This window comes from Streptomyces sp. CBMA123 (assembly GCF_014596465.1).
GTDB lineage: Bacteria > Actinomycetota > Actinomycetes > Streptomycetales > Streptomycetaceae > Kitasatospora.
The window spans coordinates 20,051-35,983 of sequence record NZ_MECK01000401.1 but is presented as its reverse complement, the minus strand read 5'-3'; the positions used below and the strand labels follow the sequence as shown (position 1 = coordinate 35,983).

Here is a 15,933-nt window from a genome sequence, read left to right as displayed (position 1 = left end):
CACGGAGCTACTCGTTGGGGACCGCGGACGTCCCGCTGCTGGGCGACACCATCGGGGAGAACCCCGACCGGGCGGTGCGCGCCTTCCCCGAACGGGACGCCCTGGTCGACCGCCCCACCGCCCGCCGCCGGACGCCCGCCGAACTCGCCGCCGGCGTCGACGCGCCGGCCCTCGGCCTGCTGGACCTCGGGACCGCCAAGGGCGACCGGGTCGGCATCTGGGCCCCCGACCGCGCGGAGTGGACGCTCACCCGGTATGCCACCGCCAGGCTCGGCGCGATCCTGGTCACCGTCAACCCGGCGTACCGTTCCCACGAGCTGGAGGGCGCCGAGCCGCTCACGGCCGAGGCCGTGGCCGCGTACTGCGCGGGGCGGCCGGGCGCACTTTCGCCGCTCCGCTTCCGACTGACGGTGACGCGGTCCTGAACAGCGCAAACACTGATGGCCGGCGGGGCATCGTGCCCTCGCCGGCCATCGGGAGGTGGGGGACTATCGGGCTCCCCGGCCGGTGGGGATGATCTCGCGGCCGAGCGGCCGGTGCCGGTCAGATCTTGCTGTAGAGGATCCCGTCTGCCCACACGTGGTCGGTCCGGCCCCACTTCATGGCCGAGGCGGCGTCCGGGAAGAAGCTCCTGCCGTTCAGGTTGGCGCTGGTGTTGCACAGCACCGGGACGCCGCTGAGCGCGTGGTAGGCGCGCAGCAGGTCGGTGAGGACCGGGTCCTCGTCGACACTGACGGTCTGCAGGCGGGCGGTACCGTCCAGGTGGATGACCGCGGGGATGCGCTCGACCCAGTCCGGCCGGACGTCGTGGTCGAAGAGCATGTACGGGTCCGGGGTACCGGGGTTGAAGATCTCCTCGGCGTGCTCGACGAGGCAGATCGGGGCCACCGGCCGGTAGTACTCCCGGTCCTTGATCTCGTTCAGCACGTCCTTCGTCTTGGTGTCGGTGGCCGCGGCGATGATGCTGCGCGCGCCGAGCGCGCGCGGGCCGAGCTCCGCGTTCCCACGCAGGAAGACCAGCGGCTTGCCGGTCTCGTGCAGGATCTCGGCGACCTCCTCGACGGTGCACTCGCGCGAGGTCCACCCGGCCGGGGCAGTGGGGGTCGGGACGAGGGCCGGCCCGGTGCGGGCGTGCCACTGGACGGCGGAGACGCCATTCATGTGCGCGTACGCGGCGCAGGCGGTGCCGATGGCGGAGCCCGAGTCGTCGGGGAACGGTGGCACCCAGACGTCGTTGAAGAGCGGGTGGGCGCGCAGCGCGCTGTTCCACTTGATGTTCAGCGCGCAGCCGCCGGCGAAGGCGAGGTTCCAGGGGCCGTCACCCTTCCAGCGGCGGATCTTCTCGACGATCCGCTCGACGAGGAGGTCTTCCATGAACTGGTGCATGCTGGCGAGGACGTCCTCGTCGCAGACTCCGAGCGTGCCGATGCGCTCGGCGGCGTCGCTGAGGTACTTGTGCACATACCGGTGCGAGGGCTCGCCGTTGCTGCCGCAGCCGGTGACGGCGCGGCGGTACTCGGCGACGGCGTCGGTGGACGCCTCGAAGTTGTGGTGGAAGGCGTCGCGCAGCGCCTCCTGGATCGCGTCCTTGGGCTGGCCGAGCGCGATGTAGGCCATCAGCTTGCCGGCGACGGACAGGTCGTCGACGACCCTGGAGCGGTCCTCGTTCTTGCGCGCCCACGGGCCGTAATACTGGGCGGACATCGCGTAGGAGTGGCCGATCAGCGGGAAGACCTCGCCACCGTTCTCGACAGTGCCGCGGGCTGCGTCGACGAAGTACAGGCGGGGGAAGGTGCCGCCGTCCCAGACCAGGACGAAGGAGTCCTCGCCGCGGGCGGCGAAGGGGCTGGAGCAGTAAGCCGCCGCGAAGTGGCTCGACACGTGGACGAAGCTCTCGTACCGCACCGACTGGCCGCCGATGGGGATTTCGCCGGTACAGCCGGGGCGGACGAGGCTCGGCACGTCGTTGTTCTCGCGGTAGGGCGCCACGGTCAGGTCGAGCGGGCGGCCGTTGTCGAGCACGGAGATCCGGCCGGCCTCCCGGCCGTCCCAGCCGTCGAGCGCCCAGTAGTCGACGTCCGAGACCTTGAAGCCCTGACCCGCGAGCAGCTCGGGGACCAGGCTGAGGTCGGCGACCGGGCTGTAGCGGGGATTGTTGTTGAGCTTCTGGACCTCGATGTGGAACAGGAGTCTGTCATCCTCGAGGAGTGCGAGTCCGCCGCTGTGCGTCAGCTTGAGGCCTGCAGTGATCATGGTGGTTCTTCCTGTCGGATTCGGATCTTGGGCGGAGAAAGGGATCGGCCAGACCGGCGGTCGCGGCGGATGGGTTCGGCACGTGGCGCCGGACCGGCTGAATTGCGGAGAACTGGCCGCAGCGAAATTCATCTGCGGGAGGGCCACCGGCACGGACACGAAGATCGACCTCGGCCAGTGGCTACTGCTGCGACCGCCGTGCGGTGAGGGCGTGTCTTGTGGATCTTGTCGGACCAGGCTGCGGCGTTGGGGTGCGGGCATCGCAAGGCGGAGGTGGGGGCACCTCCCGGCCGGAGGCTGGGGGCGGAGCCACTGCGGTGGGTGCACCTCCCGGCCGCCAGGCTGGGGGCCATTGGCGACCGACGACAACGCGGCGAGGTGCGCTTGTGCCCTGGGGGTACCTCCCAGCCGAAGACTGGGGGAGCGTCGCGGACCCGGCAGTGATCCGCAAGACACGCCACTAGGCCAAGGGAGAGGTGCGGGCGCCGTGTCCCGCCGCCCGGGGGCGGCTCCGGGCGGGGGGCGGCCGGCCCAAGTCCCCGGAAGGCGGCGCGTCCGGTCAGCCGCGCATCAGGCCGCCCGCCCCTGAAGAAGCCCCGGCTCAGCCGGCAGCGACCTCCTTGAGGAAGGTGAGCTTGGAGCGGTACCCGCGGGAAGCCTCCACACCCCACCTGTCGAGCAGCCGCTGGGCCTCGTCCGCCAGCCTGTTCAGTTCGGGCTCGATGGTCGCCGCCTCGGCGCCGTGGCAGTCTCGGGTCTTGTGGTACTCGATCTCCAGCTGGCGCATCACCCGGCCGTTGGCCCGGACCTCGTCCATCTCCAGGCCGAAGAAGTGACCGGCCACGGCTGACTCGACGTTGACGTCGAACCTCGTCCGGACGAGGTGCGGGAGCCGGCGCAGTCGTACTCCGGGGAGGGCGGAGGTGAGGTAGTCGGCGAACTGCTCCGGACCGAGCCGGACCCCCTCGTCGAAGCGCTCGGTGCGGCGGAGGGCGTCCTCCTCGAAGAACTTGTACTTCACCACGAACGTGCCGTCAGGGTCCTTCATGAACGCCGCGTAGCCGTTCCGGCCGTCGGCGTCGTGGACCTCGAAGGTGTCCTGTTCGTAGGTCCAGCGCTGCAGTTCGTTGCCGAGGTCGGGGAGGAAGCCGGGCAGCTCCCGGGTCTGCACGGCATCGGCGAGACGACTGGCGATCTCCCACGGGGAGGTCTCCGTCCGGAGGGTGAGCTTCAGCTCGATCTCGACGTCGCTCTCGAACCGGGTGGTCTGGGCCACCTCGTCCGTGAACCTGTGCAGCAGGACGGGCTGCTCCGCGCAGGCCACCCGGACGGCAGCCACCGGTGACGCGCCGGCCGGGGTCTCCCCGGCCCAGATCCGGGAGAACAGCAATCCGGACTCCCGGATCCTGGAGCAGCTGTACACGTGAGTCCGGGTGCCCGTGCCGGATACCTGCTCGGTCACCAGGAAGACGGGCACCAGTCTCGGCCTGGCGTCGGCTCCCTCCGTGCCGACGGCACCGACCGCACCGAGCGCGCCGACACCACTGATCGCACCGACCGTACCGATCGCACCGACGGTCTCGAACCTCCGGGCGTCCGCGCGCAGGTCGAAGGGCAGATGGGTCCAGATCGGGTCCGCGGGCCCGCACGAGAGGCTCTCGGTCACGTCGCCGGACCGGCTCACCACGAGGACCCGGTCCGCGGTGACCTCCCGGTACCGGAGCCACTCCGTGGTGCCGCCCGAGCCGGTGAACGGGGCGAGGCGGACCGCGAGGAACGAGGGTGAGGTGGGCGACCCGACTCCGGGGAAGCTCGCGCCGATCTCGTCGAGCACCAGCCAGCTGGTCGTGTGGGTCATGAAGGGTTCCTCTCCGCGGGAAGACGAGCGGGTTCCGCCCGCCCGGTCCGGTAGGTGTGGCCCGCCCATACGGCGAGCGAGACCGCCGAGAGCAGCAGCCCCGGTACCCAGAACGTGAAGCCGTCGAATCGGGTCGCCCAGGCGTAGATCAGACCCGACAGGGGGATCGCGCCGGTGATGAACATGCGGATCGCGGCGTTGACCCGGCCCGCGATGTCGACTGGAATGGTGCCCTGGCGGTAGGTGATGGAGGCGACGTTGCTCACGCCGAGGCAGACCGTCACGGCGGCGTAGCCGATGACCGTGGCGGCCAGGACGGGCAGTGCCAGCACGCCGAGGAAGACCAGCAACGCCGCCTGGAACAGCAGGATTCGCCGCTCCACCGGCCAGTTCGGCAGGATGTGCGGCGACAGCCTGGCGCCGAGTGCCCCGAGCAGCAGTCCGGCCGCGAGGACCAGCGAGATCAGGCGGGCGTCGACCCCCTCCTCGCCGAACACCGTGACCAGGACGGTCTCCAGCTCCCCCACGGCCAGGTTGGACACCGCCAACGTCACGACCAGCCAGAGGATGTCCGGCTTCGCGACCCAGCGCAGTCCCATCAACAGGTCCTGACGGACGCCGGTCCGGACCCCGGTCGAGGGGATGCGGGGCAGCATCAACGCCACCAGGCCGGCCGCGGCGTAGAGGGCCGCGATGACCCAGGACGCGAACTCCGGCCCACGGGCCGTGATCGCGAATCCGCCGACGAGCAGCCCGCCCACCTTCGACAGCTCGATGGCCGAGGACAGCTTCGCCACGGCGACGGCCTGTTTCTCCGCCTCGACCAGCTTGGGGATCAGCACGAACTGGCCGGTGATCGTGACCGCCACCGAGCCGAAGCCGGAGAGCAGGAGCAGCACCCCCAGCGCCACCCGGTCCGTGAGCATCATTGCCACCAGCACCATGCAGATCGACTGGACCAGTTGCGCCCAGATGAAGACCGTCCGCTTGTCGAAGCGGTCGATGAGGGAGCCGAGCAGCGGGGAGGCGATGAACGGCAGCGCCCGCAGGGCGAAGGCCGCCAGGGCGATGGCCGGCGAGTCGGTCTCGGACAGCACGGCGAGCGGGACGACGACGCTCAGCTGCCAGTCCGCGATCTTGGACAGGATCGACGCCGCGATCACGATCCGGAGCGACCTCGCGGTTTCGCGGTCGGTCACCGTCGCGGGTGAACGATCATCCCGATCGTCCGTGGAACTCATGACTGTTCTCCTTCGGTCACGTCCATGGCCTCCGTTCCGTCACCGAGGAAGAACTGAAGCGCTTCCCGGCTGTCGGGGTCGCCGTAGCTGCCCAGGGCGGGATGCGCTTCGACGTCGTCGTAGCCGGCCAGGCGCTTGCGGATGCTCTCCCGCGCGCGGGGCGCGGCTCGTCCCTGCCGGTCGAAGGACTCCCTGGCCTGGGCGATGACGGTGAACCGGGATCCCACGTTCCGGCTGCGCCTGGCCTTGTGGCGGGGGGAGCTGAAGTTGAGGAACAGGCCCACGCCGCCGAGCCACAGCTCCCAGTCGGAGTCCTTCGGATCGGGGAACACCCGGTCCGGATGGTCGAGGGCGTTCTGCCGCATGACGGCGCGCACGATGCTCCGGGCCAGGGCGAGGTCGTCCTCAAGCGACGGTTCGCCGGGCTGGTCGACGAAGACGACACCGATCGCGTCCGGCAAGTCCTGGATGATTCCGGTCAGTTCGCGCAGGGACGCGACCACGGCGCTCTCGACATCGCCGTCGGAGCCGGGGATGGCTCCGAAGAACAGCTCCGACGTGCTGAACGGCAGCATGGAGAAGACGCACGGGAACTCATGGGTGTTCACAACTCCGCTGAACTCGCCTACTAGCTGCAGGAGTTGACTTCCTCCGGGCTCATTGGCGCGATGCAGCTCATCGATTCGGTGCAGCATGGCTACCTTCCGGCGCATTCGTCTGCGGGGCTCCGACCGCTCGGACCGCGTCGAGCACTGACGCGAGCCGACGGTCGAGCTCGGCCTCCGTGTCGGCGGTCAGGACGACCTTGTGGGCCACGTCCGCGGCGTGTCGTACCCGACCCGGGCTCTGCGGGGGCGTGTAGTGGTACGAGCGCACGCCCGGGACCCTGTTCCGGAGGTCCTCGGCGAACCGGTCCTCCCCGATGGCGGAGGGGTAGACCAGGATCAGGCCCGTCGCATGGGGCGGCTGCGCGATCGTCGCGGGCAGGGTCGGCTCGACTCCCGACTGCAGTTCGACTGCGGCTCGCACGACGTCGACACCGTACGCGGTGTGGAGCAGGCCGCTGATGCCGGCGCCGGGCGGCCGGGCGGCGGCCTCGCAGAAGACCAACTCGCCGCTGGGCCTGCGGAAGAACTCGACATGGGTGACCGCGGAGCCCGGTGCCAGGATCCCGAGTACGTGTTCGTTCTCGGCGAGAAGCGATTCGCGCACCGCTCCCTCGGTCAGGACGACACTGCCGCTGACACCACCCGGCTTGAAAGCGCCCGGAGGTGTGAGGTAGCGGGACACCGCGGTGAAGAGGATCCGCCCGTCCCGGACGACCGAGTCGCAGTGGTACATGGCCCCGGTGACGAACTCCTCGGCCTCGATCTGGTCGCCCCCGGCCTCCAGTTCCCGTGCCGCGGTGTTCGCGGCGGCAAGGTCGTCAACGATCCGCACCTGCTCGGCCCCGAGGCCCCAGCGGCTCTTGACCACGGTGCGGCCTTCCCACGGCACGGCGGTGAGCTCCTCGCCGGGCTCAAGCGCGCGGTAGCGCGGCAGCCCGGAGTACCCCGCGGCACGAAGGGTGTCCTTCATCAGCACCTTGTCCCGGAAGCGGAGCGTCGACCCCACGTCCGCTCCAGGGAGCCCGTAGTTCTCCCGGAGGGTGGCGGCCAGGAGCAGGTCCTTCTCGTGCAGGGCGACGATCCGTTGGATCCGGTGGGTCTCGACCAGCCAGCGGGCCGCGGCCTCCAGGCGGTCCGCGAAGTACGTGTCCACCACGGCGAGATGGGGGAAGGCCGAGGCGTCGTAGTCGGCCAGCCCGCCGCCGTAGGTGCGGGTGAGCAGGAAACGGTCCTCGGGCGCGGCGGGGAGATAGCCGCCCCGGTCACCGGTCGCCCAGGTGAGCACGTGGCGGTTGAGGATCAGGGTTCTCACTGGACGGTGTCCTCCGTCGTGACGATGGTGTCGGGCCCGAGTTCCGCGACAGCCCGCCGACAGGCCTCCGATGACGGGCCGGTGACGGTCGCCATGCCCACCCGGTCTCCGGAGCTGTGCAGTTCGCCCACTCGGCCGCCGACCACGACGTCGACTTCCCAGCGGGCCAGGTCCGCTCCGGGGAGCGTTGCCGGCCGGTCCGCGATCGCGGTGACACGGCCCGGGGGCGCGGTGAAGAAGACGTTGGCGGCCGCTGCCGCCGTACCCGTGCCGCGGGTCGGGCGCACGCCCAGCGGCCACCCGAGGCTGACGCGACGCCAGTCGATTCCCGTGGTGAGGGCCACCAGGTCGGCGATCCCGTCGCCACCCGGCCTGTTGTGGGTCTCGATGACCCGCACCGTTCCGTCGTGGACCTTGAGCTCGGTGTGGGCGGGGCCGTCCCGCAGTTCGAGCGCGTCGAGGAGTTCCCGGGTCGCCTGTTCGACCTGCACCCGCGCCGTGCCGTCCAGCGCCGCGGGAGGCATCAGGTGCGCGGTCTCGACGAATCCGCCGCCGGTGCTCTTCTCGGCGACGGCCACGATCTCGTGCACACCGTCCACGGAGAAGGACTCCACGCTGAACTCGGCCCCCGGCACGAAGGCCTCGAACAGGTACTGGTCCCGTGCCGGAAGCGCCTGCGCCTCCTCCGCCGACCGCACCAGCAGGATGCCGCTGCTCGCCGTCCCGGAGACCGGTTTCGCGATGACTCCGTACGCCGACGGAAAGAGTCGCTCAAGGGCCTTGTCGTCCCCGGGGCCGGCGAACGGCACACTGAGGTGGGGCGCGCGCTCCAGGAGGACGCGCCGCATCTTCGCCTTGTCCCGCATCGCCCTCACCACGGCGAGCGGTACGGCCGGGGTGCCCAGGATCCCGGACATCAGCGCGGCCGGTTCCAGACCGTCCTCGGTGACCGACACCACTGCGGCCGGCCGCCGCGGCTGAAGGACCTGCGCGGCGAACGAGCGCGCCGCCGACTCGTCCCGGTAGTCGAAGCTGAAGAGTTCATCGACATCGTCCCGGAGAATCTCGGGTCGCAAGGACCCGGGCCGCTGGACGAATACGACCTCAGAACTGAGTGACTGGGCGACGTGCGCGATGTTTCCGGACGCGCCGACAACGACAAGACTCACGGTTTCCCGCCCCCGAATGGCTGTCGCATATGAGTGATCAAGTCCTGGCCACTATGCACCACGGCGACCGACGCGTGTCAATCCGCTACTACCTGCCCCACGCACTCTCCAGGGGGGTTACCAGGCGCCATGTCGGATTTCTCCGCTATGCAGCGTTCGTCCCGGACTGAGCCGCACGGTCAACTGGTGTCCGATTCCCCATCCGTTCACCCGGGGGTCTGATCGACTCAATGTCCCCACCTTGAAATGCCTACTGACCTGCCAACTCTCCAAGTGGGCGGGGCGTTCTGACTGTCGATCAAGCGCGATGTGTGGCCGATAGACGTTGATCACTGTTCGCTCGGTTGATACCGTGCAGTCACGTGCTGTCGGCCGGGGCGACCTGCCGAGCGCACCGAGTCGGGCAGTCTGAACGCACCTGAGCCTCCAATGGGAGTGGCCGGGACGCGGCCCGGTGAATCCAAACGGGGGATTTCTTCATGACTGGCGAAGTCATTGGCATGTTGCGTTCTGATCTGGCTTCGGGGAAGTTCTCAGAACTACGGTCCCGATACCGGGACAAGACGGTTCTGGAGACATTCTCCAGCGGCCGTGGTAAATCCTTCGAGGGAATATCGGAGGCTGCGGAGAACTGGCCGGCCATCGTTCTCGGGGCAGGCCGGGAGACACACTTCTCCGTCACCGCCGAGGCCGGTGGATATGTCGTCGACGTCCAGCGTTCGGTGTCTCCGGGCGGTGGACCGGCACGACAGATCCACACCCTGCACGTGGTCGACGGCCTGATCGAGCACCATGTCGTCCATCCCGCCCGCCCCAGGGAGTCGGCCGTCCTCCCGGACGGTGCCGTCCGCTCCCTGCTCGCCGGTCCGATCAGCGAGTTCCAGCATGACGGGCTGTCCGGTGCGTCGCTGTTCCAGGCGTGGCTGGCCGACGGGGAGCCTGTGGTGGTCAAGTACGTCCGGCCGGACCGGGACTGGATGGCAAGGGCGACCCACGACCCCGGACGCGAGGCGATCCTCTTCGACGAAGGGGTGCTGGCTACCCTTCCACCACCGCTGTCCAGCCCCGTGATCGCGACGGAGCAGGTGCCGGACGGTCGGCTCGTCGTGATGCGGGACGTCAGCGAGAACTCCGGCCGGTTCCGGTCGGCCGATCCGGGAACGGCCGGCGAGACGGCACTCGCCGCCGCCCACGCCCTGCACAGCAAGTTCACCGGTGTCCGCGCGAGCGAGGCGCTGTGCTCCGTGGCGGACCGGCTGCGACTCTTCTCCCCGCTCCGTCCGCTCCTGGAGCTCAGGGGCACCGACACCCTCCCGAAGACGCTCACCCGCAGCTGGGAGACGTTCGCGGAGCTTGCCGACCCCTCCGTTTCGGCCGCCGTCCTGGAACTCGCCCTCGATCCCGCCGGGCTCCTCCAGGCCCTTGACCGAGCCGCGCCGAGCACGCTCCTGCACGGTGACTACCGCCCGGCCAACCTCGGCCTGGGCGAGCACGACGTCGTCGCGCTCGACTGGGGCCTGGCGTGCCACGGCCCGGCCGTGCTCGACTTCATCTGGTACCTGTCGAACGCGGCCTGGGACGGCGACGCCGAGCGGGAACGGCTGGAAACCGTGTGGACGCGACTCACCGGCGACGGCCCGTCCAGCCGGGCCATGGACCTCGCCGTCATCTTCCACGCCGTCATGGGCGAGGTGCCCTTCCTGGTGGCCGAGGCCCACCACCAGCCCCCCGGATTCCCCAGGCCGTCGGACGAGACCGCGGCTTGGTGGCTACGCCGGCTCCACCACGCCTTCGAGCGCGTGGGCGATCTGAGCCGGCCTCACTGAACGGACAGACGCACGTCGTCTGCCATGCGAGGAACGGATCCCATGAAGATTCAGCGCGGTGTCTACCTGATCATGGTCCGGGACCGGAAGGTCCTGGCGCTGCGGCGACTGGAGGACGAGGATCCGCTCTTCAAGGGCGTCCTCGACTACCCAGGCGGACGCATGCACGCGGGAGAGGAGCCCCTTGACGCGGCCCGGCGCGAAGGCCTGGAGGAGACCGGCCTCCAGGTGGAGCGGGTCGAGTTCCTCCGCGAGTGGGAGCACCTCTGGGACGACGGCTCCTCCTTCCACGTCACCACCTTCATCGGCTGGGATCCCGTCGGTGACGTGACGTTGAGCGACGAGCACTCGGAACACCACTGGCTCGCCCCTGCGGAGATCCTCGGCCAGGAGATCGCCGAGCACCAGCGCGAGTCGGAGGTCTTCCGCTCCTGGCTCGACGGCTTCGAGGAGGACACCCGGCTCGTCGAGCGCAGGATCGCCGCTGCCGCTGCCGCTGCCGCTGCCGCCGACGCCGACTGAGCGGCACCCCCACACCGAACCAACCATCAGCCAGCGCACGGAAATTGGGAGATCGCATGCTTGCGGCAGTCTTCAACGGAGTCGGCGACATCCGCGTGGAACAGGTCGCGGACCCCCGGATCGAGTCCCCGACCGACGCGGTCGTCCGGATCCGTGCGGCGGGGGTCTGCGGCTCCGACCTCTGGTACTACCGCGGGACCGACCCGCTCGACCCGGGCTCCCGGCTCGGGCACGAGTTCGTGGGAGTCGTCGAGGAGGTCGGCCCCGAGGTCACCCGGTTCCGTCCCGGCGATCGCGTGGTCGCACCGTTCAGCTACTCCGACGGCACCTGCCCCTCCTGCCGCGACGGCCTGCCGACCTCCTGCGCCCAGGGCGGGTTCTGGGGCGGCGACGCCGGCCCCGGCGGTGCCCAGGCCGAGGCGATCCGGGTCCCGTTCGCCGACGCCAACCTGGTGCGGGTGCCGAGCGCCGGCGACTCGGCGGCGGACCTGCTCCCGTACCTGGTGCTGGCCGACGTCCTGCCGACGGCCCTGCACGCGGTGACCGTCGGCGAGGTGGGCCCGCGCTCCACGGTGGCGATCGTCGGTGACGGCCCGGTGGCGCTGGCCACTGTCCTGTGCGCGCTGCGGCAGGGCGCGGAGCAGGTCATGGTCCTCGGCCACCATGCCGAACGCCTGGCGCTGGCCCAGAAGTTCGGTGCCACCGCCGTCGCGGTGTCGCCGGACGACCCGGAGGCGGTGACGGAACTGGTCCGTCGCGAGCTGGGCGACCGGTCGTCGACCGCCGTCGACTGCGTCGGCACCCAGTCCTCGGTGGACTCGGCGCTCGCGGCCGTACGGGACGGCGGGGTGTTCAGCTACGTCGGCCTGCCGATCACCGGAGCCCAGGTGACGCTGCTGGACGTGTTCGACCGGAACGTCTCCATCCGCGGCGGTGTCGCGCCCGCCCGCCGGTACATCCCGGAGCTGCTCCACGACCTGGCCGAAGGCCGGATCGACCCGTCCCCCCTGTTCGAGCGTCAATTGCCGCTGACCGAGGTCCAGGCGGCCTACTCCGCGATGGACCGGCGCCTGGCCGTCAAGGCGGCCGTCCTCCCGTAGGCCCGCACCATCAGGCCCCGCACCGCCGGGCCCCTTCCGCGTCCGCTGCGTCGCGACCCGACGTCCGACGCACGGCATCTGTCACATCAGACCAGGAGTGCACGTTGAACAACACCCCGGTGGTTCTCGGCATCAACAACGTCTACCACGAGTCCTCGGCGGTCATCGTCCGCGGCTCCGAGGTCCTCGCCTTCGCCGAGGAGGAGCGGTTCAACCGCAAGAAGCACGCCAAGCCGGCCGACATCGAGACCGTCGACGAGATCCCGGTGTCGGCGATCCGCGCGGTGCTCGAACGCTCCGGGATCACCGTCGACGAGATCGACCACGTCGCGGGCACCTTCGACCCCAGCCTGCGCCGGCCGCCCACCGACGAGCCGACCACCGCCGGCTCCTGGGGCCACCCGGACGGCGAGAAGCTCCTGATGGAGAAGCTGGCCGCCATCCCCGCCGCCGTGTCGGCACTGCTGGGGAAGGACATCAGCGACCGCTGGACCTGGGTGGCGCACGAGACGGCCCACGCGGCGAGCACCTACTACGCCTCGCCGTTCGAGGACGCCGCCATCCTCAGCATCGATGGTATCGGCGAGCACTCCACCGCCCTGCTGGCCCACGGACAGGGCCGCTTCGTCACCACGGTGGACACCATCACCTACCCGGACTCCCTCGGCTTCGTCTGGGAGAAGTTCGCCAAGTTCACCGGCCTCGACGACTACTCCGCGCCCAAGCTGATGGCGCTGGCCGCCTTCGCCCCGCCGGAGAAGTACCGCGAGGCCTTCGCGAAGCTGGTGTCCGTCGGCCCCGAGGGCTTCACCGTCGACGCCGACGCCTTCCGGTTCCGGGTCGAGGACTACGGCCCGCTGGAGGAGCTGTTCGGCCCGCGCCGGCAGGGCGGTCCCGGTACACCGTTCGACTACCGCTACGCCGAGGTCGCGGCCTCCCTCCAGGAGATGACCGAGCAGACCCTCTTCGCGCTCGCCGAGCGGCTGAAGCGGGAGACCGGCTCGGCCAACCTCTGCCTGGCCGGCGGTGTCGCGCTGAACTGCGTCGGCATGGGCAAGCTGCTCAACGAGGGCCCGTTCGACGGCGTGTTCGTCCAGCCGCTGGCCCACGACGGCGGCACCGCGCTGGGTGCGGCTCTGTGGGTGGCGAACCAGCACGGCGACTTCGACACCCGCTTCGTCATGGAGAACCCGTACTTCGGGTCCGCGGTCAGCACGGAGGCCGAGATCGAGGCCGCCATCGCCGCGGCTCCGGTGGTGGCGACCAAGCTGGAGAACGCCCCGGCGAAGGCCGCTGAACTCGTCGCGCAGGGCCTGGTCATCGGATGGTTCCAGGGCGCGGCCGAGGTCGGACCGCGCGCCCTCGGCAACCGCTCGCTCGTCGGCGACCCGCGGACGGCGGGCATCAAGGACCTGATCAACGTCCGGGTCAAGCACCGCGAGTACTTCCGGCCCTTCGCCCCCGCGGTGCTGGAGGAGGAGGCCGCCGAGTGGTTCGACTTCAAGCGCGAGTCGCTGTCGACCCGGTTCATGTCCTTCGCGCTCCCGGTCCGGGAGGAGAAGCGGTCCCAGGTGCCCGCGATCGTGCACGTCGACGGAACCGCCCGGATGCAGACCGTCTCGGCGGACGTCAACCCGCGCTACCACCAGCTGATCAGCGAGTTCCACAAGCTCACCGGCGTCCCCGTCGTGGTCAACACCTCGTTCAACACCTATGACGAGCCGATGGTCTACACCCCGGCCGACGCGATCCGCACGTTCCTCCGGACCGGTATGGACGCGCTGGTGCTGCACGACTACCTGATCGAGCGCAAGTCGGAGTAGCGCCTGCATGCCACGGGGTCGGGTGGGCCGGTCACACGACCGTCCGCCCGGCCCCGCGGCCGGCAGCGTCCACACCTTCCGCGGACCCGACCGGGCGCCGACGGACCATCGCGGGCGCCCCGCCCGCAGACGGGGAGAAAGCCGTGTCCCACTCAGCCACCGGCGCCGGCCTGGCGCCGCCCCCGCCCGACATCTACGTCGAGATCATGACCCTGGCGCGGCGCCTCAACGCCGTCAACCTGGCCCAGGGCTTTCCGGAGGACGACACCGAGGACCTCGTCGCGGCCATGGCGCCCGCTGTCCAGGCCGTCGCCACCCAGTACGAACCCCTGTCCGGACTGCCGCTGCTGCGCGCCGAGTTGGCCCTGCGGGCCGAGCGGCGCGGGCTCCGGTACGACCCGGAGGACGAGATCACCGTGACACTCGGCTGCACCGAGGCGGTGGCCGCCGCGTTGCTCGCGGTCGTCCCGGCCGGCTCCGAGATCGTCACGATCGAACCGTTCTACGACAACTACCCCGGTCTGGCCCAGCTGGTGGGGGCCACGCTGGTCCCGGTCCCGCTCGCGGGACTCGACGGCGTCGGCGAGCTCCGGCTCGACGTCGCCGCCCTGCGGGCCGCGATCACGCCCCGCACCCGGGTGATCCTGCTGAACACGCCCAACAACCCCGCCGGCCACATGATCACCGCCGACGAGGCGGAGGAGATCGCCCGCCTCGCCGTCGCGCACGACCTCGTCGTGGTCACCGACGAGGTCTACGAGGAGCACGCCTACGACCGGCCGCACATCCGGCTGGCCGGATACCCGGGGATGCGCGAACGGACCGTCATCTGTTCCTCGGCCTCCAAGCTCCTGTCGGTCGGCGGCTGGCGGATCGGCTGGGTGTACGCGCCGCGCGAACTCAGCGCACTCGTCCAGCACCACCACCGGCACCTCACCTTCACCGCGCCGACGCCGCTCCAGGCGGGCGTCGCCGCCGGCCTCCGGTGGGCCGACGAGACCGGCTACCACGACCGGCTGCGGGCGGAGTACCGCCGGCGCCGCGACATCCTGGCCGCGGGTCTGACCTCGCTCGGCCTCACGCCCCGGATCCCGCCCGGCGGGTTCTTCATCACCGCCGACGTGAGCCCGTGGGCCGCCGGCGCCCCCATCGAGGACCTGGCACGAAGTTTGGTCACCGAGACCGGGGTCGCCGCACTGCCGATGGGCGACTTCTTCCGTGACCCGGACGCCGCCGGCAACACCCTGAGATTCGCCTTCTGCAAGCCGCAGCCCGTGCTGGAGGAGGCCGTGCAGCGCCTCGGCGCCCGCTTCGGCAGCACGGCCTCCGCCCGACCCTGACGTTGAACCGGACCGACCGGAAGGAACCGGCCATGGCCGACACCGGCCTCTACATCGCAATGCTCGGCATCGACGGAACCGGCAAGACCACGATGACGAAGATGCTGTCCAGGGAACTCGAAGCCCACGGACACGACGTCAAGCGGCTCAGCTGGCGCAAGGAACTCGACGAGGCCGAGCGGCCCAACACCCGTGAGTCGCTCCGGCAGCTCTGGGTCGAATCCCTGCGGCTCGTGCACCTCGGCGTCGACGGCCCGGCGGCCCCCGGCTCGTACGACGAGTTCCACGCCCAGGGCTGGGAGAAGCGCTACGGCAGCGCGGCCCACACCACCAACGTCCCGGCCGGGCCGCTGGCGGCCGCATGGCTGGAGTGGGTCGGTCAGATCCTGCTCCGGCACGAGATCGTCGAGCCGCACCGCGCCCGCGGTGTCCATGTGATCGACGAGAGCTTCAGCCTCAAGATGGCGTTCAAGGAACTCGTCATCGCCGAGCGCCTGAGCACCGACCCCGCCCTCACCAAGGAGATCGAGCGGGCTCGGGAAACGCTGGTCGAGCTCTTCCGGGCCTGCGACCCCGACGTCGGCATCGTCGTCACCGGCCCGATCGACCAGGCGTTCCAGTGGCGCATGCGGCAGGAGGGCTCCCTGGGCAGCCTCGAGGACATGGGCGCCGCCACCGGCGACCGCGGACAGGACGGTTTCCTCGAACTCCAGTCAGCCTGCGACGCCTTCTTCCGCGAGTGCGCCGAGAAGTGGGGCTGGATCGTCCTGGAGATGGAGGACACCTCGGCCGAGGAGAACTTCGCGAAGCTCCGCGCCCAGCTCCTCGACCACCCCGCGGCCGGCCGTCTGCTGAAGACCACGTGACGGCACCGCCCGACC

General features: G+C 70.4%; 13 protein-coding genes. 7 read left to right on the top strand and 6 right to left on the bottom strand.

What is annotated here, in order from left to right:
* Nucleotides 1-14 precede the first annotated feature (14 nt).
* Nucleotides 15-425, top strand: coding sequence for an AMP-binding protein (locus BG452_RS31850; RefSeq protein ID WP_188307829.1), 411 nt, complete (start codon nt 15-17; stop codon nt 423-425).
* A gap of 118 nt (nt 426-543) precedes the next feature.
* On the opposite strand, the gene BG452_RS31845 is transcribed toward BG452_RS31850, so the two are convergent.
* The 6 genes from BG452_RS31845 to BG452_RS31820 all read right to left on the bottom strand — a co-directional run bounded on the left by BG452_RS31845 (nt 544) and on the right by BG452_RS31820 (nt 8,348).
* A complete protein-coding gene (locus BG452_RS31845) occupies nt 544-2,253 on the bottom strand; it encodes a carbamoyltransferase N-terminal domain-containing protein (RefSeq protein ID WP_188307828.1) in 1,710 nt (569 codons plus the stop codon).
* 601 nt (nt 2,254-2,854) lie between these two features.
* The gene (locus BG452_RS31840) at nt 2,855-4,111 is read right to left on the bottom strand and encodes a hypothetical protein (protein WP_188307827.1); all 1,257 of its coding nucleotides are present in this window, start codon (nt 4,109-4,111) and stop codon (nt 2,855-2,857) included.
* Nucleotides 4,108-5,352 (bottom strand): MFS transporter, encoded by a 1,245-nt coding sequence (locus BG452_RS31835; RefSeq protein ID WP_188307826.1) that lies wholly within the window; start codon nt 5,350-5,352, stop codon nt 4,108-4,110. Before BG452_RS31835 ends, BG452_RS31840 begins: the two co-directional genes overlap by 4 nt.
* Nucleotides 5,349-5,960, bottom strand: coding sequence for a YqcI/YcgG family protein (locus tag BG452_RS31830; RefSeq protein WP_188307825.1), 612 nt, complete (start codon nt 5,958-5,960; stop codon nt 5,349-5,351). Before BG452_RS31830 ends, BG452_RS31835 begins: the two co-directional genes overlap by 4 nt.
* A gap of 67 nt (nt 5,961-6,027) precedes the next feature.
* Nucleotides 6,028-7,272: an acetyl-CoA carboxylase biotin carboxylase subunit family protein gene (locus BG452_RS31825; protein WP_188307824.1), complete on the bottom strand. Its 1,245-nt coding sequence runs from the start codon at nt 7,270-7,272 to the stop codon at nt 6,028-6,030.
* A complete protein-coding gene (locus tag BG452_RS31820; protein WP_223243014.1) occupies nt 7,269-8,348 on the bottom strand; it encodes an ATP-grasp domain-containing protein in 1,080 nt (359 codons plus the stop codon). Before BG452_RS31820 ends, BG452_RS31825 begins: the two co-directional genes overlap by 4 nt.
* A 572-nt stretch (nt 8,349-8,920) precedes the next feature.
* Between BG452_RS31820 and BG452_RS31815 the strand changes: the two genes are divergently transcribed.
* From BG452_RS31815 to BG452_RS31790, 6 genes are all read left to right on the top strand, one after another.
* Complete coding sequence (locus BG452_RS31815) at nt 8,921-10,267, top strand: phosphotransferase (RefSeq protein ID WP_188307822.1); 1,347 nt, start codon at nt 8,921-8,923, stop codon at nt 10,265-10,267.
* A 42-nt stretch (nt 10,268-10,309) separates the two neighbouring features.
* A complete protein-coding gene (locus tag BG452_RS31810; RefSeq protein ID WP_223243013.1) occupies nt 10,310-10,789 on the top strand; it encodes an NUDIX domain-containing protein in 480 nt (159 codons plus the stop codon).
* Between the two features lie 56 nt (nt 10,790-10,845).
* Nucleotides 10,846-11,889, top strand: a complete 1,044-nt coding sequence (locus BG452_RS31805) for an alcohol dehydrogenase catalytic domain-containing protein (protein WP_188307820.1) — start codon at nt 10,846-10,848, stop codon at nt 11,887-11,889.
* 104 nt (nt 11,890-11,993) lie between these two features.
* The gene (locus BG452_RS31800; protein WP_188307819.1) at nt 11,994-13,712 is read left to right on the top strand and encodes a carbamoyltransferase; all 1,719 of its coding nucleotides are present in this window, start codon (nt 11,994-11,996) and stop codon (nt 13,710-13,712) included.
* Nucleotides 13,713-13,855: 143 nt separating this feature from the next.
* Entirely contained in the window at nt 13,856-15,052 is a 1,197-nt protein-coding gene (locus BG452_RS31795) for an aminotransferase class I/II-fold pyridoxal phosphate-dependent enzyme (protein WP_188307818.1), read from the top strand.
* Between the two features lie 32 nt (nt 15,053-15,084).
* Nucleotides 15,085-15,918, top strand: coding sequence for a hypothetical protein (locus BG452_RS31790; protein ID WP_188307817.1), 834 nt, complete (start codon nt 15,085-15,087; stop codon nt 15,916-15,918).
* Nucleotides 15,919-15,933: the final 15 nt, after the last annotated feature.